Below are 25,574 nucleotides of genomic sequence, written 5' to 3' on the forward strand. Positions count from 1 at the left end.
GACGACCAAAAGAAAGCCGCCGAACCTCGCGGACCGGCGGCTGACATAAAACAATGCGCTTAGATTACTTATGCGGCTTCTCGGCATGGCCGCCGAAGCCGGCACGCATGGCCGAAAGCACCTTGTTGGCGAACTCGTCCTGGTCGCGCGAGGAGAAACGACCGTGCAGTGCGGCGCTGAGCACCGGGGTCGGCACGCTTTCGTCGATGGCAGCCATGATCGTCCAGCGGCCTTCGCCGGAGTCTGAAACACGACCTGCATATTGGTTAAGGGCCGGGTCCTTGTGCAGCGCATCGGCCGTCAGGTCGAGCAGCCAGGAGGTGATGACGCTTCCTCGGCGCCAGACTTCGGAAATTTCCGGCAGGTTGAAATCGTACTGGTAATATTCCGGATGGGAGAGCGGTGCCGTCTCGGCATCGGCCTCATGCGTCAGGGCGCCGACATTGGCGTGCTTCAGGATATTGAGGCCTTCGGCATAGGCGGCCATCAGACCATATTCGATGCCGTTATGAACCATCTTCACGAAGTGGCCGGCACCATGCGGGCCACAATGCAGGAAACCCTGCTCGGCGGTGCTGAGAGCTGCAGCTTCCGGCGTGCGGTTCGGCGAGGCTTCCGCGGTGCCGTTGCCCGGCGCCAGCGTTGCGAAAATCGGCGACAGATGCTGCACGATACCCTTCTCGCCGCCGATCATCAGGCAATAGCCGCGTTCGAGGCCGAAGACGCCGCCGCTGGTGCCGACGTCGACATAGTGGATGCCCTTGGTGATGAGTTCCGCGCCACGGCGGATGTCGTCATGATAATAGGAGTTGCCGCCGTCGATGAGGATATCGCCGTCATGCAGCAGCGGAAGAAGTGAGGCGATCACCTTGTCGGTGATCGCAGCCGGCAGCATCAGCCAGACGGCGCGTGGGCGCGCGAGCTTCGAGACGAATTCTTCGAGCGAGGCGCTGCCTTCCGCACCAAGGCCAGCAAGCTCGGCGACGCTTTCCGGCTTGGCGTCATAGACCACGCATTCGTGGCCGCCCCGCATCAAGCGCTGGACCATGTAATTGCCCATACGGCCCAAACCTACCATGCCAAGCTGCATCTGAAATCTCCTGGGATTTAATCGATATGATTCCGGAAACTAACACCCGCATCGTGACAGGCAAGCGAAGTCTCTGTCACGAAAGCGAGTGCGTCTATTGCACCTTGCGCAGGGCTATGCCTTCCGCACTTAGCAATCTGCCGTCTTTAGAGCGTAATTCCAACCCTCCAACAGACATATAGCCGCCTCATCGGCGGCTATATGATCACTTCTGCCTGCTCGGCACCGGTTCAGCTCGCCGCTAATTGCGGCTGGTCTCCCGTACCAGATGTACGATGCCAGTTGGGTTGAGGATCCAGCCACCGCGAAGATTGGGTGGCAGTGGCTCGATGGGATCGCAGCGCGGAACACCGGCCTTCTCCAGGTACTCCGCTGCACGATCGAAATCCGGCGTCATGAATTCCAGCCAGAGCTCGGCCTGGCTCATGGTCTCGACACGGTCGATCCAAAGCCGGATCGGCCCAAGCTCGAAGGAGATATCGTCCCCTTCGATTTCTTTCAGTTTCACGATGTCGCGATAGAAGGAAACGGTGGCTTCGTACTGATGCGGCGGAACCTTCATCGCAACGTCGACGCCGCCATAGATCAGATCATTCATGACGCTTCCCCTCAACCTTCCTGCGCTTTGGCCTGCTCACCCCGCATCTCGCTGAGGAACATGCCTTCGCGCAGATTGATGCCGTATTCGACGAAGGCTTTCATGCAGCAGAACATCTGCGTCCAGCCTTCGAGATTCTGGTAGGTTCCGCGGCGCCCCGGCGCATCCTCACGCCAGCCATCCTCGGCGATGGTCACCATGGTGCCACCATCATCAAGCGGTTTGAAATTCATCTCTACGAGCGTTTTGTAAGGCTTCTTCTCCTCGTCTGTTGCGCCATCCCAGCGCAGCACGATCTTGCTGTCAGGCACGAGCTCGACCACTTCGACCGGCACATCTTTCCACCAGGTCACCGTCGTGCCCTGCACCAGCGGCGCGCTGGCACCGCCCACCGTGGTGAAATAGCCCGACAGTTTCTTCGGATTGACGACCGCATCGAAGACATCAGCCACCGGGCGGCCGATGCGGCCCGAGACGCGAATATTGAGGGACATGCGACTTCCTCCTCTTCTCCGTTGTATCTGGTTCAATTATGTTATAAAAAGATAACATGTCAAGCGAATCGGATGACGATCCCATTTTCAAGGCGCTGGCGCATCGCCGCCGCCGCGATATTCTCGATCTTCTTAAGGAAGAGCCGCGCACGACAGGTGCGCTCTGCGAAGCATTTCCGGAGATGGATCGCTGCACTGTCATGCAGCATTTGAAGGTGCTGGAAGAAGCCGATCTGGTGATTGCCAGGAAGGAAGGAAGGGAGCGCTGGAACCATCTGAACAGCCTGCCGATCAAGCAGATTCATGACCGCTGGATCAGCGCCTATGCCGGCCACGCCTTGTCCATTCTCGACCGGCTGAGGAGCGACCTCGACAGCCCTTCCCACTAACTTGCGGCGGCAATCGTCGCGGCTCTATGATAAAGAGGGGGGAGGAACCATGCCGATATCGGGATCTGCCATCCGTCGCATGCGCCAGCTGCGCAATATGAAGCAGGAGCACCTGGCGGAATTGCTCGCCGTCAACCAGGCGACCGTCTCCCGCTGGGAGCGCGGCATCCTGCCGGTCACCGTCGCCCAGGCAAGGCGGCTGGAAAGCATCTTCGCTTCCCCGTCATCCTCCGCCGATGCCGCATTGAAACGGCTGGTCAAACATTCCCGGAGCAAGGTTCATCTCATCTGCGACCGCACCCACAGGCTTCTTGCCGCTTCCAGTGCACGGCAGAGCGAATGGCGCCTGCCGCTCTCCGATTTTCTGGACAGGCCTCTGTTCTCCTATGCGTCGCAGGAGATCGTAAAGACGGAGGGCGTACTCGTCGGCCTCGGCTGGCATGAGGGCCAAATAAATTCGCTGACACTGGAGACAGGCGCTAACGGAAATCCGCACCTGCCTATTGCCGCCGGGCGTGTGCTCTGGGAGCGCATCTTCCTGGCCGATGGCAGCGCCGCAAGGCTGGTTACAACAATCGGCTGAGCCTGCAGAATTCCTGTATCCTGCTGCATAAATTATGCGTTGCCCCGCCGAAGCGGCCTTTGTTAGCGTCCGTCGCCAACTGTCTGGAGACGCAGAATGACGATACTGGTGACGGGAAGCGCCGGCCATCTGGGCGAAGCGCTGATGCGGACGATGAGGGATCAAGGCCGTCGGGTGCGCGGCATCGATATCAAACCCTCGCCTTTTACCGATATGACCGGATCGATCACCGATCCCGATTTCATCCGCCGCGCGATGACAGGCATCACCGCCGTTATCCACGCCGCCACGCTGCACAAGCCACATGTCGGAACACACGCCAACAAGGATTTCATCGATACCAACGCCACGGGCACGATGAACCTTCTCGAACAGGCAGTCGTCGTTGGCGTAACAAGCTTCGTCTTCACCAGCACCACCAGCGCTTTCGGAGCAGCCCTGCGCCCAGCCGCAGGCGAACCGGCCGCCTGGGTTACCGAGGATGTTCTGCCCGTTGCCCGCAATATCTACGGCGTGACGAAGATCGCTGCCGAAGGCATCTGCGAACTCTTCGCGCGCAACATGTCGCTGCCTGTCGTCATTCTAAGGACTTCACGTTTCTTCCCGGAAAATGACGACGACCCTGATATCCGCAACCACTATTCCGCCGAAAATGCCCAGGCCAACGAGTTGCTTTATCGGCGCGTCGACATCGAGGATGTGGTCGACGCCCATCTGCTGGCACTGGAAAGAGCGCCGTCCATCGGCTTCGGCCGCTACATCATCTCGGCAACGGCACCCTTCACCGAAGCCGATCTCGCCGACCTGCGCCGTGATGCACTCGCGACGGTGGAGCGTCTTTTCCCCGGCATGGCCGCACTTTACGCGGCGCGCGGCTGGACGATGTTTCCGCACTTCGACCGTGTCTATGTCAATGCGCTGGCCCGGCAGGAACTCGGCTGGCACCCGAAGTATGATTTTCGGCACGTGCTCGATTGCCTGCGCGACGGCAGGGAATGGAGAAGTCCGCTAGCTCTTGTCGTCGGCGCAAAGGGCTATCACGACTAGATTTTCGAGGATGGGCCTTACCCGCTCCAGCGCCGCTGATACGGACCGCGAGGCCGGCCGTCTGCGGTGGGGCGACCCATCGCAGATATCGCCGAACTTGCCTGAGCTATACCAAATAGGGAAACGGGCGCCGAAGCGCCCGTTCTCAAGCTGCCTTGTCCCAGGCCGGCGCCAGCCCTTCCGGGCTGACGATACGGCCATCGGGTTTCGCCAACCCATGGATCGCCGCCACATCCTCGGAAGAGAGTTCGAAATCGAAGATCGCTGCATTCTCCTGTGCGCGTTGTTCCGAGACGGTCTTTGAAAGTGCGATCAGATCCTGCTGAATGATCCAGCGGAGCACGATCTGGGCAATCGACTTGCCATGTTTCGCGGCAATCGCCTTCAACACCGCATCCTCAAGCACCTTGCCATCAGCCATGGCGTAGTAGGCCGTCACGGATATATCGAGCTGCTTTGCAGCGCGCAGCACCGGCGTTTGATCGATATAGGGATGATACTCCACCTGGTTCGTCACGATCGGCAGGCTGCTAAGCGCTACGGCCTGGCGCATCAGATCCGTGTTGAAGTTCGACACGCCGATATGGCGCACCTTGCCTGCCTTCGCGACTTCATTCAGCGCGCCGATCTGCTCGGCAAGCGGCACGGCCTCGTTTGGCCAGTGAAGCAGCAGCAGGTCCACATAATCTGTCTTCAGCTTCTTCAGGCTTTCGTCGACCGAAGCGATGAAGGCAGCACGCTTGTAGTTCTCGACCCAGACCTTGGTGGTCAGGAAGATATCGCCACGGGCGACGCCGGAGCGGCGGATACCCTCGCCGACCTCGGCCTCGTTGCCGTAGATCTGCGCGGTATCGATATGGCGATAACCGTTGGCGAGCACGTGCGAGACCATGCGTTCGGCATCCGGGCCTGGCACGCGGAACGTGCCAAAGCCGAGGGCGGGAATGGAGGCGCCGTTGGCGCTGACGAATTTCATGCTGTTTCCTTTCGGGTGAGGAGAGATCAGGCGGCGCTGCGGGCAATGGCTGCAGCCGGGCTGGAGCGGCGGTCGAGGGCACCGCTGCGGATGGTAAGGCCAAGGGCAACAGTGACGAGGCCTGCCGCAACGAAGGGCGTGGCGCCCAGTCCGAAACGAGACTCGACCACCAGACCACCGATCCAGGCGCCCATGGCAATGCCGAGATTGAAGGCGGCGATATTCAGCGCTGAGGCGACATCGACGGCATTCGGTTGCAGCTGGCGTGCAAGCTGCACGACATAGAGCTGCAGACCCGGCACATTGGCGAAGGACAGGAAGCCGAGGATCGCAAGTGTCGGGATGGTCAACCAGGGCGAGACGGCCGTGAAACCGAAGAGAACCAGCACGAGCGCTTGGGCGATGAACAGGAAGGTCAGCGCCTTGACGGGATCGCGGTTGGAGATGCGCCCGCCGACGACGTTGCCGACAGCAATCGCCACGCCATAGAGCATCAGGATCAGGCCGACGGCCGAGGAGGCAAAGCCGGTGATCTGCTCGAGGATCGGCGCAAGGAAGGTAAAGGCGACGAAGGTTCCGCCGTAGCCCAGCGCCGTCATCGCATAGACAAGCAACAGCCGGCCCGTGGCAAGCACGCGGATCTGTTCACCGATACTGGCCGGCGGCGCCTTCTTGAGATTCGAGGGCAGCAGGAAGGCGATGCCTGCGAAAGCGATCACACCGAGGCCGGCAACGGCAGCGAAGGTTGTGCGCCAGCCGAAGGTCTGGCCGATGAAGGTACCGAGCGGAACGCCGGTGACGATCGCGACCGTCAGGCCCATGAACATCATCGCGATGGCCGATGCGCGGCGGTTTTCCGGCACCAGATCGGCAGCGATCGTGGAACCTACGGAGAAGAACACCCCGTGCGCGAAGGCCGAGACGACGCGGGCAATCAGCAGCACTTCATAACCGGGGCTGAGCGCCGCGATAATATGTCCGATAATAAAGAGCGCCATCAGCCCAAGCATGAGCGGCTTGCGCTCGATCCGTCCGGTCAGCGCCGTCAGGATCGGTGCGCCGAAGGTGACACCCAGCGCATAGACGCTGACGATGAGGCCGGCGAGCGGCAGGGTGATGTGAAGGTCGCTGGCAACCGTCGGCAGCAGGCCGACGATGACGAATTCCGTGGTCCCGATCGCATAGGCCGCGATCGTCAACGCAAAGAGAGCAAGTGGCATGAGAGTGACCCGATGGTTTGGTTCTTGTTCGGGTCGGAATATGGGCGTGGCGCACCTGTTCGATAATCGCCTATAATAGCTCAACAGTTGTGAATTCAATTCAAGATCGGAAGCAGATGGATAACCGCGTCGGCGAGATGGATGTCTTTGTACAGGTGGCCGGACTGCAGAGCTTCTCCGCGGCCGGCCGCAAGCTCAGGCTTTCGCCCTCTGCCGTCAGCAAGCTCGTCACGCGGCTGGAAGATCGCCTCGGCACACGTCTTCTCGTGCGCACCACCCGCGCCCTGCAGCTGACGCCGGAGGGTGAAATCTATCTCGAACGCTCCCGCCGCATCCTCTCCGACATCGAGGAGACGGAACGCGCCGTCTCAGCCGGCGGCACGACGGTTGCGCGCGGCCGCCTGCGCGTCAGCACTTCGGTCGCCTTTGGCGTTCGCTACATCGTCCCGCTGGTGCCCGACTTCCTCAAACTCTATCCCGAGGTCGATCTCGACCTCGCACTCAGCGATGGCATCATCGATATCGTCGGCGAACGCGCCGACATCGCCATTCGCTCAGGCGCCTTACGCGATTCCTCGCTGAAGGCGCGCAAGCTGCTCGAAAGCCGCCGCGTCATCGTCGCCTCACCTGCCTATCTGAAACGGGAAGGCATGCCGGAAAACCCCGACGATCTCGACCGCCACAATTGCCTGACCTTCAGCTTCCGCTCGACCTCAGAGGAATGGCAATTCCGCGATCCCAGCAACGGCGATCGCTTTTCGAGACCCGTCTTCGGCAACCTCGAAACCAATAACGGGCCGACTGCACGCAGCCTTTGCCTCGCCGGTCTCGGCCTCGCCCGCGTCGGCCTGTTCCATGTGCAGCCGGATATCGATGCTGGAGCTTTGGTGCCTGTGCTGGAAGCCTATAACACCGAGGATATCGAGCTCATCCACGCCGTCTATCCCGGTCACGAGCATCTTGCGGCACGCATCCGCGCCTTCATTGATTTTCTGGTTAAGAACATCCGGTAGGCCGACTATAGCTGAAGACCACCGTCATCGCACTGTCACAGGGCAACGATAGCGAGCGCTCCATGCCGATAGAAATTCTTCCCCCACGACAAAGCTGGGTCGACGACTTCAAAAGCCTGAAGCAGGCTCTCCTACGCGCGGCACCATCAGGTGCAGCGATCCATCATATCGGTTCTACCGCTGTACCGGGCCTTCCGGCCAAGGACATCATCGACATTCAGGTGAGCGTCGATGCTCTTGATCTGGTCGATGATGCCTCATTCGAGAGGGAAGGTTTCAAACGTCGCGCGTTCGCGACTGACCACTGTCCGCCGGGTCTCGATTTGGCGGAAGGCGAGTTGCGAAAGCTGTTCTTCAAAAGCACGGGCCGGCTTGCGAATATCCATATCCGTGAAAAAGGCCGCTTCAACCAGCGTTATCCGCTTCTCTGCCGGGATTTCCTGCGCGCCCATCCGACGGCCGCTGCCGCCTATGGACTGATCAAGCAACGCCTCGCAGGCTATTTCCCCGACAATGTCGATGCCTATTACGACATCAAGGATCCGGTCTTCGATATCATCGTGGAAGGCGCCTACGACTGGGCGAAGCTCATCGGCTGGAGCGAACCACCAGGCGATTAAAAACTGGACTTGTCGGAAGATATCGGTGCGGCTCAGGAAGAAGCCACCGAAAAGAGAAGAGCGCGATCCACACAACCGGTGGAAACTATCGATCCTGGGCGCCTACGAAAGTAGGTGGGCGCCGTATGTCCAGACCCACGAGCCCGGACAGGGACAGCTCCCTAAGGATCGGGTATGGCCCCGAGGATTCATTGTTCCTGTCGAGAAGCACAGACCGCGTGAGCGAATATAGGGACATTTGCAGCACCGCACCAGTGGGTCGGCACTGCTCTCCCAAATTAATTAAGCTCGGCTGGCGTACGGCCGTTCAGCTTGTCGGTAATGCCTTGAATACGGCTCGTGACTTCCGAAAGCGCCACTGCAATACCTTCTTCGGTGCGAGCGGTGGCGGCAATTACCGTGTCCCGATTGCTGCGAAGCGTCTCCAGCTCGGATTCCAGCCCGGCAACACGTCGCGTCAGCTCCGAGATCTCGTCCATGACCATGATTCCGGCCATGACGGTAATCCTGAGATCACCGATCTCGCCGAACTGCCCCTTGAGATGGCCGACATAACGGTCGAAACGAACCGCGAGGTCAGTCAGATGATCTTCCTGCCCCTCTTCGCAGGCCATGCGATAGGCCTTGCCGTCGATCGTTACCGTTACCTGCGCCATGTTCTCATGTCCTCTTAGCGGTCAAGAACCGCGCGGATCGTTTCCATCGCCGTCACCAGACGCCGCGAAACCTCGCGATTGACCTCTTCCAGCCGGTTCGCACGGAATTCGGCCTGGTCCAGCTCCTGGGCAAGACGCGAGCGATCGGCATGCACGCGGCGAACCTCGCCCTCGATCTCGCCCTGCTCGCGCTGGCGCTCGATGCGCATGTCCACGGCATTCTCGAGGCCCGAGATTGCCTGTTTCAGCTCCATAAGCGCAGCTTCGATGGTTTTGCCGTTAGGCGTCATGTCTTTTCCGGTTCCCCGCACAAGACCCGCGAATCGGCCGGTTCGACCGACCCTGTATTTTCAAGAGGATATGCAGCTAGGTTGGAGCGCGTCAATAAAGCCCCTCGGCTACCCCCTGCCCTATTCTGTGGATGAGCGATTTACACAAGCCCGTCACACAAGATTTGTCTTTTGTAAAACTTGACGGTCAAATGTCAAAAATCGTCGCACCCGGCCGCCAAACGGCTTCCATTTTGTTGACTTGGCCGTTCCAACTGCTATGTCTCGACCGCTCTCATTGATGGTCTTGGCAGGCTCGAGGCCATCCTCAAACCCGGAACTAGCGGAAAAGCCATGACCTCACGCGAACAAAACGACCGGATGGCGAATGCGATCCGTTTCCTCTCCATGGACGCCGTCGAAAAGGCGAATTCCGGCCACCCGGGCATGCCGATGGGTATGGCGGATGTGGCAACGGTCCTCTTCACCAAATATCTCCGCTTCGATCCCCAGAAGCCGCACTGGCCGAACCGCGACCGCTTTGTTCTCTCTGCCGGCCACGGCTCGATGCTGCTCTACTCGCTGCTCTATTTGACCGGCTATCCGGACATGTCGGTCGAGGACCTGAAGCAGTTCCGTCAGCTCGGCTCCAAGACCGCCGGCCATCCGGAATATGGTCATGCCACCGGCATCGAAACGACCACTGGCCCGCTCGGCCAGGGCATTGCCAATGCCGTCGGCATGGCGATCGCCGAACGCAAGCTGCGCGAGGAATTCGGTCCGGACCTGCAGGACCACTATACCTACGTCATCAATGGCGATGGCTGCCTGATGGAAGGCATCAGCCATGAGGCGATCGCGCTTGCCGGCCACTTGAAGCTCAATAAGCTGATCCTCTTCTGGGACAACAACTCGATCACCATCGACGGCGCCGTATCGCTGTCGGACTCGACCGACCAGGTTGCCCGCTTCAAGGCCGTTCACTGGAACACGATCGAGATCGACGGTCACGACCAGGCCGCCATCGCCGATGCGATCGAAGCCGCTCACAAGTCCGACCGCCCGACCTTCATCGCCTGCAAGACGGTCATCGGCTTTGGCGCTCCGAACAAACAGGGCACTCACAAGGTGCACGGCAACCCGCTCGGCGCCGACGAAATCGCTGCCACCCGCAAGGCGCTGAATTGGGACTACGAGCCCTTCGTCGTTCCCTCCGACATCCTCGACGCATGGCGCGCTGCCGGCACCCGCTCCGACAATATCGTCAAGGCATGGGAAGAGACGCTTTCCAAGTCGCCGTCTAAGGCCGAGTTCACCCGTCGTTTTGCCGGCGACCTGCCGGAGGGCTTCGACAAGGCCATCGACGACTACAAGAAGAAGCTCGCCGAGACCAAGCCGACGATCGCCTCCCGCAAGGCATCCGAAGATGCGCTTGAAGTCATCAACGGCTTCGTGCCGGAAACGCTTGGCGGCTCTGCCGACCTCACTCCGTCGAACAATACCAAGACCAGCCAGATGCATTCGATCACGCCGACGGATTTTGCCGGACGCTACATGCACTGGGGCATTCGCGAGCACGGCATGGCATCTGCCATGAACGGCATCTCGTTGCACGGTGGTCTTATTCCGTACGGCGGCGGCTTCATGATCTTCTCGGATTATTGCCGCCCGCCGATCCGCCTCGCCGCTCTCATGGGCATTCGTGTCATCCACGTGCTGACGCATGACTCGATCGGCGTCGGCGAAGACGGCCCGACCCATCAGCCGGTCGAACAGATTGCCAGCCTGCGCGCCGTTCCGAACCTGATGGTCTTCCGTCCGGCTGATGCCGTCGAAACGGCTGAATGCTGGCAGATTGCCATGAAGACGAAGAATCGTCCGTCCGGTCTGGCCCTTACCCGCCAGAACCTGACGACGGTCCGCACCGAGTATAATGAGAAGAACCTCTGCGAACTCGGCGCTTATACGCTCGCCGGCAATGCCGACGCCAAGGTCACGATCTTCGCTTCGGGGTCCGAAGTGGAACTCGCCGTTGCCGCCCGCGCAACGCTGGAAGGCAAGGGTATCAGCACCCGCGTCGTATCCGTTCCCTGCACCGAACTCTTCTTCGAGCAGCCGGATGCCTACCGCAAGGAAGTCATCGGCAACTCGCCGGTCAAGATCGCCGTCGAAGCTGCCGTTCGCGAGGGCTGGGATGCCTTTATCGGTCCGGAAGGCTCGTTCATCGGCATGAAGGGCTTCGGCGCATCCGGTCCGGCCAAGAAGGTTTTCGAGCACTTCGGCATCACGGCTGACGCCGTCGTCGCCGCTGCGGAAGCCAAGCTTTAACGGCCCAAGCATTAACGGGGGGTGCCTTCGGGCACTTCCTCATCTAGTATCAGCAAGCCCCACCTCTAGGGAGTGAATGCACATGACAGTCAAGGTTGCCATCAACGGTTTCGGACGTATCGGCCGCAACGTTCTTCGCGCCATCGTCGAATCTGGCCGCACCGATATCGAAGTCGTCGCCATCAACGACCTCGGCCCGGTCGAGACCAACGCCCACCTGCTCCGTTACGACTCCATCCATGGCCGCTTCCCGGCGACCGTGACGGTCGAAGGCGACACGATCACCGTCGGCAACGGCAAGCCGATCAAGGTTACCGCCATTAAGGACCCGGCTACCCTTCCCCATGGGGAATTGGGCGTCGATATCGCGATGGAATGCACGGGCATCTTCACCGCCCGCGACAAGGCTGCCGCTCACCTGACGGCTGGCGCCAAGCGCGTCATCGTTTCGGCTCCTGCCGATGGTGCTGACCTCACGGTCGTCTTCGGCGTCAACCATGACCAGCTCACCAAGGAGCATCTGGTCATCTCCAACGCTTCCTGCACCACGAACTGCCTCGTGCCGGTCGTGAAGGTTCTCGATGACGCCGTCGGCATCGACCACGGCTTCATGACGACCATCCATTCCTACACCGGCGACCAGCCGACGCTCGACACGATGCACAAGGATCTGTATCGCGCCCGCGCTGCTGCCCTCTCGATGATCCCGACCTCAACGGGCGCTGCAAAGGCCGTTGGCCTCGTGCTGCCGCACCTCAAGGGCAAGCTCGACGGCACCTCGATCCGCGTTCCGACCCCGAACGTTTCGGTCGTCGACTTCAAGTTCGTTGCCAAGAAGGCCACCTCCGTCGGCGAAATCAACGAAGCGATCAAGGCTGCCGCAAATGGCAAGCTGAAGGGCATCCTCGGCTACACCGATGAGCCGCTCGTTTCCCGCGACTTCAACCACGACAGCCACTCCTCGATCTTCGCAACCGATCAGACGAAGGTCATGGAAGGCAACTTCGTGCGCGTCCTGTCCTGGTACGACAACGAGTGGGGCTTCTCCAGCCGCATGTCCGACACGGCTGTCGCCTTCGCCAAGCTCATCTAAGCTTGACGGCAGAGAAATCAGGAAACGGCTCGGGAAACCGGGCCGTTTTCATTTCGGGTGATCGATCGGAGGCTGGAGGAGCATGGCGCAACTGACTATTCGCGAGGCGACAGTTGATGACGCGGAGGAGCTAAGCGAACTTATCAATGAGATCATCAAAGCCGGCGGCACGACCGCCCTCGAAGATCCCTTTTCGCCCGAACTGCTGGCCGACTGGTTCATAGCAGGAGAATTCCCCCTCGCATGCCATGTGGCGCAGGCGGAAGCCAGGCTTGCCGGCTTCCAGTTCCTCAGCAGTTACGGCGACCTGCCCAAGGGTTGGGCCGATATCGGAACCTTCGCGCGCCTGAACCCGAAGATACCGGGCGTTGGCACCGCGTTGTTTGCGACAACGCTTTCTGCCGCCGAAGAGCGCAATATCGAAGTCATTCGTGCAACCATCCGCGCCGATAATACTGGCGGGTTGACCTATTACGAGAAGATGGGCTTTCGCACCTACAATATGCTGGAGAAAGTGCCGCTGAACGACGGTACTCCGGTGGATCGAATTCAGAAGCAATATCAGGTGAGCAAAGATAAAAGCGGCCTCTGGCGGTCAGCTCAATAAAAAGTCCCTCACTCGGCCTATCCGCCCTCCTCTCGCCTGAATTGCTTCTACATTCTTTATACAGACTTTTTCCCGTAGCATTCTTCACTGGTCCTCACCCCAAGGGCTGTCCAGCAGCATGATGCAGCGATGCAGTAGAGGTTAAGCCGCAAGGCCTACCCTTCTGTTGTATTTTGCCGTTTACTAAAAGATCGCACTGGGCGCGGAGGGGCAAGGGACAGGCCGGGGGCGGCTTCGGGATGGCGTGATGAGGCGAAAGGGGTAGGGCATGGAAGCGTTTTACATAGTGGTGCTCGTTGCGACAGCGCTTGTGCTTCTTGCTGCCTTTTCGAGCCTTCTCGCCTTCCGCTTCGGCGCCCCCCTCCTTCTGCTGTTCCTGATGATCGGGCTTGCCGCCGGTGTCGATGGTCTCGGCATCGAATTCAGCAATAACTATCTGGCCTATGTTCTGGGCTCGATCGCCCTTGCGATCATCCTCTTCGATTCCGGCTTCGGCACGCCGATGCAGGCCTTCCGCATCGCCGCAGTGCCGTCGCTGACGCTGGCCTCAATCGGCGTGCTTCTGACCGCAGCACTCTTCGCCTTCGCCGCCCGCTGGCTGCTCAACTTCACCTGGCTGGAAGGCATGCTGCTCGGCTCGATCGTTGCCTCCACCGATGCCGCCGCCGTCTTCTTCCTGTTGCGCATCGGCGGCATCAATATCAGAGACAAGGTGCGTTCCACGCTGGAAGTTGAATCCGGCACCAACGACCCGATGGCGATTTTCCTGACCATTGCACTGGTCGAGGTTCTCGCGAGCGGCGAACGCTACGCCGGTATCAACATCGGCATGCTTGCCATGTTCGTCCAGCAGATGGGCCTTGGTGTCATCCTCGGCCTGCTCGGCGGCATGATGATCGTGCTGATCGCTGGCCGGCTGGAAACGGATCGCGGCCTGACACCGATCTTCGTGCTGGCGCTCGCTCTGCTCGTCTTCTCCTTCACCGGTGCGGTCGGCGGTAGCGGCTTCCTTGCGGTCTATGTCGCCGGCATCTATGCCGGAAACCGCAAGATGCAGGCGATCGGTACAATCAGACGCTTTCAGGACGGCATGACCTGGCTTGCCCAGATCATCATGTTCCTCGTGCTCGGCCTGCTGGCGACGCCCTCACAGTTTCCTGTCATCATCGTGCCGGCGATCCTGCTGGCATTGTTCCTGATCTTCGTCGCCCGGCCGCTTGCCGTCTGGCTGTCTCTGCTGCCTTTCGATTATACGCAGCAGGAAATCGGCTTCGTCGCCTGGGTCGGCCTGCGCGGCGCCGTATCCATCCTGCTTGCCATCATGCCGATCCTCGGCGGGCTGCAGCATAGCCAGATCTATTTCAACACCGCCTTCATCATCGTGCTCGTCTCGCTACTCGTACAGGGCTGGACGATCAAACCGGTTGCCAAGCGCCTCGGCCTCATCATCCCGCCGCGTATCGGCGCGGTCGACAAGGTTGAGGTCGACCTGCCGGGCGCCGCCAATCACGAGCTGCTTTCCTATCGCGTCGTCAAGGACAGCCCGGTTCTTCGCGGCGAGCGCATCCCGCGCTGGGCAGCACCCTCGCTCGTGATCCGAGACGGCAAGTCGATGCGTTATCAATATGCCGGCCGCCTCAGGGAAAACGATCTCGTCTACCTTTTCATCGCACCCAGCTATTCGCGCCTGCTCGACCGGCTCTTCGCCAGCCGCGCACCTGTTGATGAGGACGACGCGGAATTCTTCGGCGCCTTCGCGCTGTCGCCGGCCCGTCCCGCCGCCGATCTCGATGCTGCCTATGGTCCAGGCCTTCTCAATGAATCCGAGAAGGGTCTGACGATCGCCGAACTGATGAAACAGCGCCTCGGCGGCAAGGCGGACTATGCCGATCGCGTCCGTCTCGGCTCACTCATCCTCATCGTCCGTGATCTCGACGACCAGGATCACATCACCTCCGTCGGCATGTCGTTGGAGGCAGTGGAGCCTGCCATTACGCTGCCGATCTTCATCAATCTGCACGAGATTATCCAGCGCACCCGCGAGCGTATGAAGGGCCGCAAAAAGCATGAGGCAACGGCTGCGGAAAGCGCTGCCGGACGTGACGAAAGCCCGCGCTAAAACGGCCGCCGACTGCCTTGCGTCTCCCCCGATCCTTGCTATGGTCGGCGCAATTTACGCCAACCACGAACGGATCCTCCCATGGCAGCTTTCAAGACCCTCGACGACCTCAACGATATCGCCGGCAAGCGCGTTCTCGTCCGCGTCGACCTCAACGTCCCGGTCAAGGATGGCAAGGTTACGGACACGACCCGCATCGAGCGCGTCGCGCCGACGATCCTTGAACTGTCGAAAAAGGGCGCCAAGGTCATCCTGCTCGCCCATTTCGGCCGCCCGAAGGATGGCCCCTCGGCAGAATTCTCGCTTTCGCTGGTTGCCCCCTCCGTCGAGCAGGTGCTTGACCATGCCGTGTTGACAGCATCCGACTGCATCGGCGAGGCAGCCGCTTCCGCCGTCGCGAAGATGAACAATGGCGATATCCTGCTCCTTGAAAACACCCGCTTCCACAAGGGCGAGGAAAAGAACGATCCTGATTTCACCAAGGCGCTCGCCGCAAACGGCGATATCTATGTGAACGACGCCTTCTCGGCCGCGCACCGCGCCCACTCCTCCACCGAAGGTCTTGCCCATCATTTACCGGCTTATGCGGGGCGCACCATGCAGGCCGAACTTGAGGCACTGGAAAAGGGCCTCGGCAACCCGGTCCGTCCGGTCGTCGCAATCGTCGGCGGTGCCAAGGTCTCCTCCAAGATCGACCTTTTGATGAATCTCGTGAAGAAGGTCGACGCGCTCGTCATCGGCGGCGGCATGGCCAACACCTTCATCGCCGCCCGCGGCACCGATGTCGGCAAGTCGCTTTGCGAGCATGATCTCGCCGATACCGCCAAGCAGATCATGATCGAAGCCGCCACTGCCGGCTGCGCCATCGTTCTGCCGGAAGACGGTGTCGTCGCCCGTGAGTTCAAGGCAGGTGCCGCCAATGAGATCGTCTCCATCGAAGCCATTCCTGATGATGCCATGGTCCTCGATGTCGGCCCGAAGTCGGTCGATGCCGTCAAGGCTTGGATCGAACGCGCCACTACACTCGTCTGGAACGGTCCGCTCGGCGCCTTTGAAATCGAGCCCTTCGACGCAGCGACCGTCGCCGCCGCGAAATATGCCGCCGAGCGCACCAAAGCCGGCAAGCTCACGTCAGTCGCAGGCGGTGGTGATACGGTCTCGGCGCTGAACCATGCCGGCGTTGCCGAAGAGTTTAGCTATGTTTCGACCGCAGGCGGCGCCTTCCTTGAATGGATGGAAGGCAAGGAGTTGCCGGGTGTGGCCGTTCTCTCCGCTAACCGATAAGCCGATTCGGCAGATATTCCAGCAGGATAGACCGCGGAGCAAACGCTTCCGCGGTCTTTTGCCCAAGAAGAGAAAAAATTCCCGAACTTTCAAACGATTGAAATCATTTCAATCGTTTCAATGACTTAGCACTCCCTTTTTTCTCCCTATAAACTTCTGTTATCCGGGTTCTATATTATCAAATTCTACCGGGTTTCATTGTGGAGAGAACGAGATGAGCGAACGACTGGAAGACATTGCAGTTAAGATGGTTGCTGGTGGCCGGGGCCTGCTTGCAGCCGATGAATCGACCGCTACCATCAAGAAGCGTTTCGACGCGATCAATCTTGAATCGACGGAAACCAGCCGGCGCGATTATCGCGAGATGCTCTTCCGCTCCGACGAAGCGATGAAGAAGTACATCTCCGGCGTCATTCTCTATGAGGAAACCCTTTTCCAGAAGGCGGCCGACGGCACGCCCTTCGTCGACATCATCAGGACCGTCGATAGCATTCCAGGCATTAAGGTCGATATCGGCGCCAAGCCGATGGCAAAATACCCGGGTGAAACCGTCACCGAAGGCCTCGACGGCCTCGCAGACCGCCTCGCCAAATATTATGAGGCCGGCGCCCGCTTCGCCAAGTGGCGTGGCGTCATCGCCATCTCCCAGACCCTGCCGAGCCGCGGGTCCGTCCGCGCCAACGCCCAGGCGCTGGCTCGCTATGCGGCGCTTTGCCAGGAAGCCAAGATCGTACCGATTGTCGAGCCGGAATGCCTAATGGACGGCAAGCCGGGCGACCACAATATCGACCGCTGCGCCGAAGTGACTGAGGCCACGCTGCGCATCGTGTTCGAGGAACTGGCCGACGCCCGTGTCAGCCTCGAGGGCATGATCCTGAAGCCGAACATGGTCATCGACGGCAAGAATGCCCGCAAGGCCTCCGTCGCCGAAGTTGCGGAGCGTACCGTCCAAGTCCTGAAGCGCACGGTCCCGTCATCGGTTCCGGGCATTGCCTTCCTCTCCGGCGGCCAGACCACGGAAGAGGCCACCGCCCATCTCTCCGCAATCAACTCCGGTTATGAGCTGCCCTGGTTTGTCACCTTCTCCTACGGCCGCGCCCTGCAGGACAGCGCGCTCAAGGCCTGGAACGGCAAGCAGGAAAACGTCGCCGCCGGCCAGCGCGAATTCTCTCATCGCGCCGAAATGAACAGTCTCGCCGCCAAGGGCAACTGGAAGGCCGAACTCGAAAAGGCTGCATGAGCCTTTTGATATTTGAGAAAATGAGACGGACGGCGAACATCTTCGCCGCCCGTTTTATTTGCGCTTGCCCGTCGCGAAGGCGATTTGTCATGGCGACAAGATAATCCTTCGCCGCAATCGCTGGCCTCGCTAATCATGGCGCCTTAACCATTGGAGCCGCCATGAACAGCCTGCCCTACATCACCGTCGACGTCTTCACCTCCACCCGCTTCGAGGGCAATCCGCTCGCGGTCATGAGCGACGCCGGGGGCATCAGCGACGCGGCAATGCAGAAGATCGCCGCCGAATTCGGCTATTCAGAAGTCACCTTCGTGCTTCCTCCGGAAAACCCTCAAAACACGGCAAGGGTGCGCATCTTCACGCCGACGATGGAGATACCCTTTGCCGGTCATCCCAATGTCGGCACTGCCTATGTACTCGGCCAGCAGAGCGAAATCTTCGGCCGCCCCATCGGCGATACGTTGCGGCTCGAGGAGAAGGCCGGCCTCGTCGAGGTCGCTCTGCAGCGCAGCGAAGGTCGTGTCACCGCAGCGACGATCCGCGCTCCACGACCGCTTGAAGTAGAAGACACGATACCCGATGCGGTCATTGCCGGCTGCATCTCCATCGACCCGGCGTCGATCCGCAAGGACACGCATGTCCCGGTTTTCGTCTCAGTCGGCCTGAAATTTGCCGTTGCCGAACTCGAAAGCCTCGAGGCTCTGGCCGCGGCAAGCCCTAATATCAACGGCTTCCAGGCTGCGGCCAGGTCTGTAACCGGCAGCCATGATTTCTCCCTGTTTCTCTACGTTCGTCCCGCCGCTACGCCATGGAAGATCCGCGCCCGCATGTTCGCGCCGCTGGACAACGTCATCGAAGATCCGGCGACCGGCAGCGCTTCGGCAGCCCTTTCCGCCTATCTCGTCTCACTCCTGCCGGAGGCGGACATCAGCCGGCACGTGACCATCGAACAGGGCGTGGAAATGGGCCGGCGCAGCATCATCGAACTTGATGTGGTCAAGAAGGCCGGCACAGTCACCGACGTGACGATCTCGGGAACCTGCGTGCCGGTCATGAAAGGCGAGATCATCCTGCGGGACTGAACCAGTCCTATTGCACCAGGAAATCGCGCACCAGCAGCGCCACCGCCCAGATAGCAAAAGCAATCAGCGCGATTCTCCAGAAATCCATCCGGCGGCGCAGCCCCGGATAGCCGAGCGGCTTGATGATCTGGATTGCCATGGCAAGGATGAGTAGCAAAGCTATCAGCTTTGTCATGGCTTTATTTTTTCCATCTATCAGAATGTCACAGGACGGACATTTTTTCACGCGAACAGAGAATATCTACTCGCCGTAAAGGCATTCCGGGACACAATCAACATTCTTATGGACTGGGCAGATACAGGTCTCGCCTTATGTCCTTTTTCAAAGCGAACACGCCGAGTCTGGGGATATGACAAGAAATCTGCTGTCCGTCGCTGCGCTGCTCTTTGGCACGCTCTTCCTTTTCATGGGCAACGGACTGCAGGGCATTCTGCTTCCCGTACGCGGAAATCTCGAAGGTTATGCAACGACCACACTGGGCCTGCTCGGCACCTCCTGGGCGGCGGGCTTCGTCATCGGCTGCCTTGTCGCCCCGAAGATGGTGCGCCGCGTCGGCCATGTACGCGCCTTCTCCGGCTTCATTGCCATTATCGCCATCATCGCGCTGGTCAGCGGCATCATTATCGACCCGGTCTGGTGGGTCATCCTGCGCGCTGTCACCGGCTTCTCAACCGCTGGCACCTCGATGATCATCGAAAGCTGGCTGAACGAGCGGGCGAACAATGAAAGCCGCGGTGCGATCTTCTCGCTCTATATCGGCATCACCCTTCTTGGCGTCGTGGGCGGCCAGTTGATGATCCCGCTGGAAGACGTGCGCACACCAGTGCTCTTCATGATCTGCGGCATCTTTTACTGCATCGCCATGCTGCCGACGACGCTCTCGACCGCCGCTTCGCCGCAGCCACTGAAAGCGGTGAAACTCGATCTGCCTGCGCTCTATCGCAATTCGCCCGTCTCCTGCCTTGGCATCCTGCTCGTCGGCATCGCCAACGGTGCCTACGGTACACTCGGCGCCGTCTTCGGCGCGGGTGCCGGCCTCTCCGACACCTCGATTGCGGTGATGATGAGTGCCACCATCTTTGCCGGTGCCATCATGCAGCTTCCGGCTGGGCGCCTCTCCGACCGCATCGACCGCCGTTATGTGCTGGCGGCCATGTCAGCCATCGCAGCGCTCGCCGGCCTCCTGATCTTCGTGCTGCACCCCTCGTCCCCTGTCTTCCTGATCGGCCTCGTCATCCTCTACGGCGCCGTCGCCAATACGCTCTATCCGATCGCCGTCGCCCATGCGAACGACTTTGCCGCATCGGAGGATTTCGTAAAGGTCTCGGGCGGCCTGCTGCTTCTTTACGGCATCGGCACCGTCATCGGTCCGACGATCGGCGGTCCGGTCATGTCGATCATCAGCCCGCATGCGCTCTTCCTGGTGACGGCGCTCGCCCATCTTCTGATCACCGGCTATGCCATCGTCAGGAGCCGTATTCGCGCAGCCATTCCGGCAAGCGACCGCGATGCCTACACGACGATCCCGACAGCAACATCTCCTACGCTCACGCCGCAAAGCATGTCGCTTGCCGATCGCGGCTCCAACAAGTCTCCCGAAACCGGCGATCCTGCTGTAAAGTTCGGCTGACGAACTGACGCATGTTGCGCAAACTGTGCAGCGGTTTTGCGATAACGACATGCCGGAAACGGAGACTTAAAGCGTGGAGGCGAATCTGAAAGATCGCGACACGGTTTAAAGGAGGAGCGACAATGAGCTTGATGGATGACGACAGGCCTCAGAAGAAGACTGCACACGAGATCGGCTCCGATCTCTCCCTGCTTTCGGTGGACGAGCTGAAGGCGCGCGTGGAACTCTTGAAAGCCGAGATCGCGCGGCTCGAAGCCGAGGCGACCAAGAAGGCTTCCGGCAGATTAGCCGCCGAAAGCCTTTTCCGATCATAAGACTGTGAACGAGCAACTATTGCTTCGAAATTACTTTCGTTAAGTCTTAAATTGGAACGACATTAATAAAAAATTAAGCTTTATAAGATATTACTCAAGCTGTTCAGATCCTTCTGAACCTCAGACAGTTTTCCAAGCGGTGAATTGGTCTGATTTTTCTCCCTGTTTTACCTTGAGAGCCGCTTTTGCGGCTCTTCTTTTTTGCGCTGCCTTAGACCTTTCCACGAAACTGTGGAGATTAACCTTTTCTTAAGAAACGGCTTGCGCAATTAGGCTAAAGATACCATCTTGAAATCATAAAGACCGGCCTGGGAAACTTTTCCGCGGAAACCGGCGTTACCTGATAGTAGATGCGTGCAACAGGGATTCTTTCGATGTCGGAACTTGGATTGAATACAATCAGTTTTGCGGGCCGCGCTGCCGCATCCTCGCAGTTCAAGACGCTGTATGCAGAGGGCATGTCGCTGGTCGAAGAAACCGCATCCTACCTCGACGGCCAGGGCCGCGCAGCCGCTAAGGTGCTGCCGCGCATGGCCTCGGTCCTTTACGCGGCTGAATCGATGCGCCTGACCACCCGTCTCATGCAGATGGCTTCCTGGCTGCTCCTGCAGCGCGCCGTCAACAATGGCGAAATGTCCCGCGATCAGGTTCTGGCAGAGAAGAATAAGGTTCGGCTCGACGGCTTTAATGTCGACCGCAACGCTCCGGGCTGGGGTGACCTGCCGGAATCCTTCCGCGATCTCGTAGAGCGCTCGCTCCGCCTGCAGAACCGCATCGCCTTGCTCGACCGCGAAATCTATCGCCCGACAGAAGCTGCGATCGTTCCTGATAACCAGAACAGCGTCCAGGCTCAGCTTTCCCTGCTGCAGACGGCCTTCGGCAACAACTGATCTTGCATCATAGAATTTCATGAAGCCGGCCGCGGCAACGCGGCCGGTTTTTTGTTTGCTCACCGGTATAGGCCCGGAAAACAAAAAGCCCGGCACAAGGCCGGGCTTTTGAATATTCCGCCAAGCGGAAGCGAATTAGAGGCCGAGGCCGCCGAAACGCTTGTTGAACTTCGAAACACGACCGCCGCGGTCCATCAGCTGCTGGTTACCGCCGGTCCAGGCCGGGTGCGACTTGGAGTCGATTTCGAGGTTCATGACAGCGCCTTCCGAACCCCAGGTCGAGCGGGTTTCGTACTCGGTGCCATCGGTCATGACTACCTTGATGACGTGGTAGTCGGGATGGATGCCTTCCTTCATGACAATCTTCCTGCGATGCCGGGGTTCAATTTGCCGCAGACAGTTGCGGGGAAAGAACCGATTGAATAAATGAAGCCGCAGTCGTGAAGGCTACGGCTTCCCATTAGGATGCGGTGCCTATACATGAAGGGCGCCGGGATAACAAGGGCCAAGGAGCCGCAATACGCGGTCTTTGAGGGCGATCGGAGACGATTTGGCAGAGCAGGCAGAGCTTGGGGAAAAGAAGTCGCGTTCGCTAAGGCCGCTCGGCAGGTTGACACCTTATGTGGCGCGTTATCGCGGCCTAGTCGCGGGCGCTCTGGTTTCGCTGGCGCTCGCCGCCGTCACATCGCTTGCTATACCGCTTGCCGTGCGCCGCATGATCGACCACGGCTTCACCCAGGCCGATGGTACCTTCATCAACAGCTACTTTGCCATACTGATGATCATGGCCATCGTGCTCGCCGTCGCCAGCGCTCTTCGCTATTATTTCGTCATTACCATCGGCGAACGCATCGTTGCGGATCTGCGCCGTGACGTCTTTGCGCATGTCACACGGCTCTCACCCTCGTTCTTCGACGTCAACCAGTCGGGCGAGATCGTCTCGCGGCTGACGGCCGACACCACGCAAATCAAATCCGCCGTCGGCGCCACGGCTTCCGTGGCGCTCCGCAACCTGATCCTCTGTATCGGTGCGCTCGGTATGATGATCATCACCTCGCCGAAGCTCTCGAGCCTCGTCATCGTCGCAATCCCGATCATCGTCTTTCCGCTGGTCGCCGGCGGACGATCGGTGCGCAAGCGCTCCCGCGCGGCACAGGATATGCTGGCAGAGGCCTCCGCCTTCGCTAATGAGACGATCGCTGCAACCCGCACCGTGCAGGCCTTCAACGCCGAAACCGCCGCAGCGGACCGTTACGGCTCGGCTGTCGAATCCGCCTATCAGGCCGCACGTTCCGCCGTCTCCTCCCGCGCCCTGCTGACAGGCATCGCCATTACCCTGATCTTCGGCAGCGTGGTCGCCGTTCTCTGGTTTGGCGCCCATAGTGTCCTCGCCGGCACGCTTTCGGCCGGCACGCTCGGGCAGTTTTTGCTCTATGCGGTCATCGCAGCCGGCTCGCTCGGTGCGCTCTCGGAAGTCTGGGGCGAGCTTTCGCAGGCAGCAGGTGCAGCTGACCGCCTGACTGAGCTTCTCGACGAAGTCTCGCCGATCACCGCCCCCGCAAATCCGCAGCCACTGCCCTCGCCTGCCCAGGGCCGCGTGGAATTCGACGGCGTGCACTTCGCCTATCCGTCTCGTCCAGGCAAATCGGCCCTGCACGGACTGGATTTCACGGTGCTGCCAGGAGAAACGGTGGCAATCGTCGGTGCATCCGGCGCCGGCAAGAGCACGGTCTTCTCGCTGCTGCTGCGCTTCTACGATCCGCAACAGGGTAGCGTGAAGATCGACGGTATCGACGCCCGCCAGGCAGATCCGGACGCCTTGCGACAGCGCATTGCTATCGTACCGCAGGATGTCACCATCTTCGTCGCCTCGATCCACGACAACATCGCTTTCGGTGTTCAAGGCGCCACGCGCGAGCAGGTACGCACCGCTGCGATCGCGGCCCAGGCCGATGAGTTCATTAATCGGCTGGACAAAGGCTACGATACACAGGTCGGCGAACGCGGCATCACGCTGTCCGGTGGCCAGCGCCAGCGCATCGCCATCGCCCGCGCGATCCTGAAGAACACACCTATCCTGCTTCTGGACGAAGCGACCTCGGCCCTTGACGCTGAGAGCGAAACGCTTGTGCAGAGGGCGCTTGACGGGCTTATGCATGGCCGCACTACGATTGTCATCGCCCACCGTCTCGCCACTGTTCTCAAGGCCGACCGCATTCTCGTCATGGATCAGGGCCGTGTCGTCGAGGAAGGCACACATCAGAGCCTGATCCGGCACGGCGGCATCTATGCAAAGCTCGCCAGCCTGCAATTCGATGCAGCCAACGAGGATGTGCTGGCAGCCGCCAAATAGCTGCCTCATACGTCATCGCGACTAAAGTCTGATCGCATAGCTCCCCGGACGCGGTTGCCTTTGCGGCAACCTGCCCTAACCTCCCTATGCCCGAGGTAGGGCCCTTGCTGTTGAAATCTGTGGGAGGAGATTCGAATGGCGCTTTCTGATATTACCCGTCGCATGAGCCTGGCGCTCGGCCTTGGCCTGCTCGCAGCCGCCACAGGCACGGCCGCATCGGCTCAGAGCTTTCCTGACCGATCCATAACCATGATCGTGCCTTTCGCGGCCGGAGGCTCGACCGATGTCGTCGCACGTATCGTCGCGCAGAAAATGTCCGAAGATCTCGGCCAGCAGGTCATCGTGCAGAATGTTGCGGGAGCCGGCGGCAATCTCGGCGCTGACAACGTCGCGCGTGCTGCGCCGGACGGCTATACGATCCTGATGGGCACTGTCGCCACCCACGCGCTCAATCCGCTGATCCTGAAATCGACGCCTTATGATGCCGAGAAGGATTTCGCGCCGATCTCGTTGCTCGTGGTCGTTCCGAATGTGCTGGTCGTCAATCCGGAACTGCCCGCAAAGAACGTGCAGGAATTGATCGCGCTGCTGAAGGCCGATCCGGACAAATACAGTTACGCCTCATCCGGCAACGGCACGCCGCTGCATCTTTCCGGCGAACTTTTTAAAAGCATGGCGGGCGTGAATATGCAGCATATTCCCTACAAGGGCGCTGGACCGGCACTGAACGACGTCATCGGCAATCAGGTGCCGATCATGTTCGACAACCTGCCCTCGTCGTCTAGCCACATCAAGGCCGGCACGCTGCGGGCACTCGCCGTAACGACCGCCGAACGCGCGTCATCCTTCCCTGATATTCCGACCATCGCGGAATCCGGTATCCCGGGATACGAGACCTATACGTGGAATGCGCTCTTTGCACCGGCCAATACGCCGGCCGATGTGATCACCCGCCTCAACGCCTCCGCCAAGAAGGCGCTGACCGATCCGGCCGTTGCCGAGCGGATGAAGGAATTCAGCGCAACGATCGTCGGCTCCACGCCGGAAGAACTCGGCGCCCACGTGAAGGCCGAGCTTGCGAAATGGAAACCGGTCGTGGACGGCGCCCATATCCAGATGGAATGAGCACCAGCGTGCCGTTAGCCCCTTCTCCCGCGCCCGATCCAACCGGCGGCAATTGGACATCATGCAATTGAATTCTAATTAAGGTAGTGGAAAAGCTCGCAATTCTGGGCTAGCTTTCGGAAGGCTGATGCATGATTTCAGCTTACCAGGAGGGATCCATGTACAGATTTGAAGTTTACAAGGATAAGGCCGGTGAATTCCGCTTCCGCTTCAAGGCGTCGAACGGCGAGACCATGTTCTCGTCCGAAGGCTACAAGGCGAAGGCATCCGCAATGAACGCCATCGAATCCATCAAGAAGAATTCGCCTGGCGCTGAGGTAGTGGATCAGACAAAGGCGGAAGCCTGACTGGAAGCGGAGGCGGCATTAGTCGCCTCCAGCACTTTCCGCTCAGCGTATTTTTCGCACGCATTTCCATCTGATCGATTTTTTTCGACCGCAATGTCGAAATGAGGACGACTGAGACCTCATTGTTTCGGAACGGCTTGAGGCCGCGCCACCGGAGCATTGCAGCATGGGCGAATTCGGCTTTAGATGCTGTCTGCCCGGTCAAA

At 59.8% G+C, this 25,574-nt stretch carries 27 protein-coding genes and 1 other RNA gene; 18 read left to right on the forward strand and 10 right to left on the reverse strand.

The annotated features are described in order from the left end of the window. Positions 1–64: 64 nt before the first annotated feature. The 3 genes from gnd to AB4Z13_RS17415 all read right to left on the reverse strand — a co-directional run bounded on the left by gnd (position 65) and on the right by AB4Z13_RS17415 (position 2,182). Positions 65–1,090, reverse strand: coding sequence for a phosphogluconate dehydrogenase (NAD(+)-dependent, decarboxylating) (gnd, locus tag AB4Z13_RS17405; RefSeq protein ID WP_113320857.1), 1,026 nt, complete (start codon positions 1,088–1,090; stop codon positions 65–67). A 241-nt stretch (positions 1,091–1,331) separates the two neighbouring features. After that, positions 1,332–1,688 carry a hypothetical protein gene (locus AB4Z13_RS17410; RefSeq protein WP_113320858.1) on the reverse strand — a complete coding sequence of 119 codons (357 nt, stop codon included), beginning with the start codon at positions 1,686–1,688 and terminating at the stop codon, positions 1,332–1,334. Positions 1,689–1,699: 11 nt separating this feature from the next. Further along, positions 1,700–2,182 carry an SRPBCC domain-containing protein gene (locus tag AB4Z13_RS17415; RefSeq protein ID WP_113320859.1) on the reverse strand — a complete coding sequence of 161 codons (483 nt, stop codon included), beginning with the start codon at positions 2,180–2,182 and terminating at the stop codon, positions 1,700–1,702. Positions 2,183–2,238: 56 nt separating this feature from the next. Here AB4Z13_RS17415 and AB4Z13_RS17420 point away from each other — a divergent pair, with 56 nt between their 5' ends. The 3 genes from AB4Z13_RS17420 to AB4Z13_RS17430 all read left to right on the forward strand — a co-directional run bounded on the left by AB4Z13_RS17420 (position 2,239) and on the right by AB4Z13_RS17430 (position 4,201). Continuing rightward, positions 2,239–2,571 (forward strand): metalloregulator ArsR/SmtB family transcription factor, encoded by a 333-nt coding sequence (locus tag AB4Z13_RS17420; protein WP_113320860.1) that lies wholly within the window; start codon positions 2,239–2,241, stop codon positions 2,569–2,571. Between the two features lie 49 nt (positions 2,572–2,620). Continuing rightward, a complete protein-coding gene (locus AB4Z13_RS17425; protein ID WP_113320861.1) occupies positions 2,621–3,154 on the forward strand; it encodes a helix-turn-helix domain-containing protein in 534 nt (177 codons plus the stop codon). 96 nt (positions 3,155–3,250) lie between these two features. After that, the gene (locus AB4Z13_RS17430; RefSeq protein ID WP_442206382.1) at positions 3,251–4,201 is read left to right on the forward strand and encodes an NAD-dependent epimerase/dehydratase family protein; all 951 of its coding nucleotides are present in this window, start codon (positions 3,251–3,253) and stop codon (positions 4,199–4,201) included. Between the two features lie 145 nt (positions 4,202–4,346). On the opposite strand, the gene AB4Z13_RS17435 is transcribed toward AB4Z13_RS17430, so the two are convergent. Together AB4Z13_RS17435 and AB4Z13_RS17440 are read right to left on the reverse strand one after the other, a co-directional pair. Next, positions 4,347–5,177 (reverse strand): aldo/keto reductase, encoded by an 831-nt coding sequence (locus AB4Z13_RS17435; protein ID WP_113320863.1) that lies wholly within the window; start codon positions 5,175–5,177, stop codon positions 4,347–4,349. Positions 5,178–5,203: 26 nt separating this feature from the next. Further along, a complete protein-coding gene (locus AB4Z13_RS17440; protein ID WP_442206383.1) occupies positions 5,204–6,397 on the reverse strand; it encodes an MFS transporter in 1,194 nt (397 codons plus the stop codon). 116 nt (positions 6,398–6,513) lie between these two features. Between AB4Z13_RS17440 and AB4Z13_RS17445 the strand changes: the two genes are divergently transcribed. Then, positions 6,514–7,410: a LysR family transcriptional regulator gene (locus AB4Z13_RS17445; protein ID WP_113320865.1), complete on the forward strand. Its 897-nt coding sequence runs from the start codon at positions 6,514–6,516 to the stop codon at positions 7,408–7,410. A gap of 62 nt (positions 7,411–7,472) precedes the next feature. After that, a complete protein-coding gene (locus AB4Z13_RS17450; protein WP_113320866.1) occupies positions 7,473–8,030 on the forward strand; it encodes a GrpB family protein in 558 nt (185 codons plus the stop codon). A gap of 60 nt (positions 8,031–8,090) precedes the next feature. Here the strand turns inward: AB4Z13_RS17450 and ssrS are convergent. From ssrS to AB4Z13_RS17465, 3 genes are all read right to left on the reverse strand, one after another. After that, positions 8,091–8,249: non-coding RNA, 6S RNA (gene ssrS / locus AB4Z13_RS17455), on the reverse strand. A gap of 59 nt (positions 8,250–8,308) precedes the next feature. Next, positions 8,309–8,686 carry a cell division protein ZapA gene (locus tag AB4Z13_RS17460; RefSeq protein WP_112968838.1) on the reverse strand — a complete coding sequence of 126 codons (378 nt, stop codon included), beginning with the start codon at positions 8,684–8,686 and terminating at the stop codon, positions 8,309–8,311. A gap of 14 nt (positions 8,687–8,700) precedes the next feature. Continuing rightward, positions 8,701–8,976, reverse strand: coding sequence for a DUF4164 domain-containing protein (locus AB4Z13_RS17465; RefSeq protein ID WP_113320867.1), 276 nt, complete (start codon positions 8,974–8,976; stop codon positions 8,701–8,703). A gap of 333 nt (positions 8,977–9,309) precedes the next feature. Here AB4Z13_RS17465 and tkt point away from each other — a divergent pair, with 333 nt between their 5' ends. The 7 genes from tkt to AB4Z13_RS17500 all read left to right on the forward strand — a co-directional run bounded on the left by tkt (position 9,310) and on the right by AB4Z13_RS17500 (position 18,708). Beyond that, positions 9,310–11,283, forward strand: a complete 1,974-nt coding sequence (gene tkt / locus AB4Z13_RS17470) for a transketolase (protein ID WP_113320868.1) — start codon at positions 9,310–9,312, stop codon at positions 11,281–11,283. A gap of 82 nt (positions 11,284–11,365) precedes the next feature. Beyond that, positions 11,366–12,376 carry a type I glyceraldehyde-3-phosphate dehydrogenase gene (gap, locus tag AB4Z13_RS17475; protein ID WP_113320869.1) on the forward strand — a complete coding sequence of 337 codons (1,011 nt, stop codon included), beginning with the start codon at positions 11,366–11,368 and terminating at the stop codon, positions 12,374–12,376. Positions 12,377–12,467: 91 nt separating this feature from the next. Then, positions 12,468–12,983: a GNAT family N-acetyltransferase gene (locus AB4Z13_RS17480; RefSeq protein ID WP_442206486.1), complete on the forward strand. Its 516-nt coding sequence runs from the start codon at positions 12,468–12,470 to the stop codon at positions 12,981–12,983. A gap of 268 nt (positions 12,984–13,251) precedes the next feature. Then, positions 13,252–15,102 (forward strand): potassium/proton antiporter, encoded by a 1,851-nt coding sequence (locus AB4Z13_RS17485; RefSeq protein WP_113320871.1) that lies wholly within the window; start codon positions 13,252–13,254, stop codon positions 15,100–15,102. A gap of 81 nt (positions 15,103–15,183) precedes the next feature. After that, positions 15,184–16,386, forward strand: a complete 1,203-nt coding sequence (locus AB4Z13_RS17490; protein ID WP_037103765.1) for a phosphoglycerate kinase — start codon at positions 15,184–15,186, stop codon at positions 16,384–16,386. A 214-nt stretch (positions 16,387–16,600) separates the two neighbouring features. Continuing rightward, positions 16,601–17,626: a class I fructose-bisphosphate aldolase gene (locus tag AB4Z13_RS17495; protein WP_113320872.1), complete on the forward strand. Its 1,026-nt coding sequence runs from the start codon at positions 16,601–16,603 to the stop codon at positions 17,624–17,626. A 161-nt stretch (positions 17,627–17,787) separates the two neighbouring features. Next, on the forward strand, positions 17,788–18,708 hold the full coding sequence (locus AB4Z13_RS17500) for a PhzF family phenazine biosynthesis protein (protein ID WP_113320873.1): 921 nt from the start codon (positions 17,788–17,790) through the stop codon (positions 18,706–18,708). 7 nt (positions 18,709–18,715) lie between these two features. On the opposite strand, the gene AB4Z13_RS17505 is transcribed toward AB4Z13_RS17500, so the two are convergent. Further along, positions 18,716–18,883, reverse strand: a complete 168-nt coding sequence (locus AB4Z13_RS17505) for a hypothetical protein (RefSeq protein WP_439016506.1) — start codon at positions 18,881–18,883, stop codon at positions 18,716–18,718. Positions 18,884–19,058: 175 nt separating this feature from the next. Between AB4Z13_RS17505 and AB4Z13_RS17510 the strand changes: the two genes are divergently transcribed. The 3 genes from AB4Z13_RS17510 to rcdA all read left to right on the forward strand — a co-directional run bounded on the left by AB4Z13_RS17510 (position 19,059) and on the right by rcdA (position 21,543). Beyond that, the gene (locus tag AB4Z13_RS17510) at positions 19,059–20,339 is read left to right on the forward strand and encodes an MFS transporter (protein ID WP_113320874.1); all 1,281 of its coding nucleotides are present in this window, start codon (positions 19,059–19,061) and stop codon (positions 20,337–20,339) included. Positions 20,340–20,461: 122 nt separating this feature from the next. After that, positions 20,462–20,653 (forward strand): DUF1192 domain-containing protein, encoded by a 192-nt coding sequence (locus AB4Z13_RS17515; protein WP_037103740.1) that lies wholly within the window; start codon positions 20,462–20,464, stop codon positions 20,651–20,653. A 374-nt stretch (positions 20,654–21,027) separates the two neighbouring features. Next, complete coding sequence (gene rcdA, locus AB4Z13_RS17520; protein ID WP_037103737.1) at positions 21,028–21,543, forward strand: protease adaptor protein RcdA; 516 nt, start codon at positions 21,028–21,030, stop codon at positions 21,541–21,543. Positions 21,544–21,678: 135 nt separating this feature from the next. Here rcdA and rpmE read toward each other — a convergent pair whose 3' ends face one another. Next, positions 21,679–21,900: a 50S ribosomal protein L31 gene (gene rpmE, locus AB4Z13_RS17525; protein WP_007826526.1), complete on the reverse strand. Its 222-nt coding sequence runs from the start codon at positions 21,898–21,900 to the stop codon at positions 21,679–21,681. A 193-nt stretch (positions 21,901–22,093) separates the two neighbouring features. On the opposite strand from rpmE, the gene AB4Z13_RS17530 reads away from it, so the two are divergent. The 3 genes from AB4Z13_RS17530 to AB4Z13_RS17540 all read left to right on the forward strand — a co-directional run bounded on the left by AB4Z13_RS17530 (position 22,094) and on the right by AB4Z13_RS17540 (position 25,368). Continuing rightward, on the forward strand, positions 22,094–23,896 hold the full coding sequence (locus AB4Z13_RS17530) for an ABC transporter transmembrane domain-containing protein (RefSeq protein WP_442206384.1): 1,803 nt from the start codon (positions 22,094–22,096) through the stop codon (positions 23,894–23,896). Positions 23,897–24,031: 135 nt separating this feature from the next. Continuing rightward, positions 24,032–25,021 carry a tripartite tricarboxylate transporter substrate binding protein gene (locus tag AB4Z13_RS17535; RefSeq protein WP_113320876.1) on the forward strand — a complete coding sequence of 330 codons (990 nt, stop codon included), beginning with the start codon at positions 24,032–24,034 and terminating at the stop codon, positions 25,019–25,021. 158 nt (positions 25,022–25,179) lie between these two features. Then, entirely contained in the window at positions 25,180–25,368 is a 189-nt protein-coding gene (locus AB4Z13_RS17540; protein WP_113320877.1) for a YegP family protein, read from the forward strand. Positions 25,369–25,574 lie beyond the last annotated feature (206 nt).

The sequence above is a fragment of the Rhizobium sp. YAF28 genome, assembly GCF_052113285.1.
Taxonomy (GTDB): Bacteria; Pseudomonadota; Alphaproteobacteria; order Rhizobiales; family Rhizobiaceae; genus Rhizobium.

What these genes read in the sequence shown, in the direction of transcription:
- gnd (WP_113320857.1), bottom strand. Translation starts at nt 1,090, where the DNA reads ATGCAGCTTGGCATGGTAGGTTTGGGCCGTATGGGCAATTACATGGTC.
- AB4Z13_RS17410 (WP_113320858.1), bottom strand. Translation starts at nt 1,688, where the DNA reads ATGAATGATCTGATCTATGGCGGCGTCGACGTTGCGATGAAGGTTCCG.
- AB4Z13_RS17415 (WP_113320859.1), bottom strand. Translation starts at nt 2,182, where the DNA reads ATGTCCCTCAATATTCGCGTCTCGGGCCGCATCGGCCGCCCGGTGGCT.
- AB4Z13_RS17420 (WP_113320860.1), top strand. Translation starts at nt 2,239, where the DNA reads ATGTCAAGCGAATCGGATGACGATCCCATTTTCAAGGCGCTGGCGCAT.
- AB4Z13_RS17425 (WP_113320861.1), top strand. Translation starts at nt 2,621, where the DNA reads ATGCCGATATCGGGATCTGCCATCCGTCGCATGCGCCAGCTGCGCAAT.
- AB4Z13_RS17430 (WP_442206382.1), top strand. Translation starts at nt 3,251, where the DNA reads ATGACGATACTGGTGACGGGAAGCGCCGGCCATCTGGGCGAAGCGCTG.
- AB4Z13_RS17435 (WP_113320863.1), bottom strand. Translation starts at nt 5,177, where the DNA reads ATGAAATTCGTCAGCGCCAACGGCGCCTCCATTCCCGCCCTCGGCTTT.
- AB4Z13_RS17440 (WP_442206383.1), bottom strand. Translation starts at nt 6,397, where the DNA reads ATGCCACTTGCTCTCTTTGCGTTGACGATCGCGGCCTATGCGATCGGG.
- AB4Z13_RS17445 (WP_113320865.1), top strand. Translation starts at nt 6,514, where the DNA reads ATGGATAACCGCGTCGGCGAGATGGATGTCTTTGTACAGGTGGCCGGA.
- AB4Z13_RS17450 (WP_113320866.1), top strand. Translation starts at nt 7,473, where the DNA reads ATGCCGATAGAAATTCTTCCCCCACGACAAAGCTGGGTCGACGACTTC.
- AB4Z13_RS17460 (WP_112968838.1), bottom strand. Translation starts at nt 8,686, where the DNA reads ATGGCGCAGGTAACGGTAACGATCGACGGCAAGGCCTATCGCATGGCC.
- AB4Z13_RS17465 (WP_113320867.1), bottom strand. Translation starts at nt 8,976, where the DNA reads ATGACGCCTAACGGCAAAACCATCGAAGCTGCGCTTATGGAGCTGAAA.
- tkt (WP_113320868.1), top strand. Translation starts at nt 9,310, where the DNA reads ATGACCTCACGCGAACAAAACGACCGGATGGCGAATGCGATCCGTTTC.
- gap (WP_113320869.1), top strand. Translation starts at nt 11,366, where the DNA reads ATGACAGTCAAGGTTGCCATCAACGGTTTCGGACGTATCGGCCGCAAC.
- AB4Z13_RS17485 (WP_113320871.1), top strand. Translation starts at nt 13,252, where the DNA reads ATGGAAGCGTTTTACATAGTGGTGCTCGTTGCGACAGCGCTTGTGCTT.
- AB4Z13_RS17490 (WP_037103765.1), top strand. Translation starts at nt 15,184, where the DNA reads ATGGCAGCTTTCAAGACCCTCGACGACCTCAACGATATCGCCGGCAAG.
- AB4Z13_RS17495 (WP_113320872.1), top strand. Translation starts at nt 16,601, where the DNA reads ATGAGCGAACGACTGGAAGACATTGCAGTTAAGATGGTTGCTGGTGGC.
- AB4Z13_RS17500 (WP_113320873.1), top strand. Translation starts at nt 17,788, where the DNA reads ATGAACAGCCTGCCCTACATCACCGTCGACGTCTTCACCTCCACCCGC.
- AB4Z13_RS17505 (WP_439016506.1), bottom strand. Translation starts at nt 18,883, where the DNA reads ATGACAAAGCTGATAGCTTTGCTACTCATCCTTGCCATGGCAATCCAG.
- AB4Z13_RS17510 (WP_113320874.1), top strand. Translation starts at nt 19,059, where the DNA reads ATGACAAGAAATCTGCTGTCCGTCGCTGCGCTGCTCTTTGGCACGCTC.
- AB4Z13_RS17515 (WP_037103740.1), top strand. Translation starts at nt 20,462, where the DNA reads ATGAGCTTGATGGATGACGACAGGCCTCAGAAGAAGACTGCACACGAG.
- rcdA (WP_037103737.1), top strand. Translation starts at nt 21,028, where the DNA reads ATGTCGGAACTTGGATTGAATACAATCAGTTTTGCGGGCCGCGCTGCC.
- rpmE (WP_007826526.1), bottom strand. Translation starts at nt 21,900, where the DNA reads ATGAAGGAAGGCATCCATCCCGACTACCACGTCATCAAGGTAGTCATG.
- AB4Z13_RS17535 (WP_113320876.1), top strand. Translation starts at nt 24,032, where the DNA reads ATGGCGCTTTCTGATATTACCCGTCGCATGAGCCTGGCGCTCGGCCTT.
- AB4Z13_RS17540 (WP_113320877.1), top strand. Translation starts at nt 25,180, where the DNA reads ATGTACAGATTTGAAGTTTACAAGGATAAGGCCGGTGAATTCCGCTTC.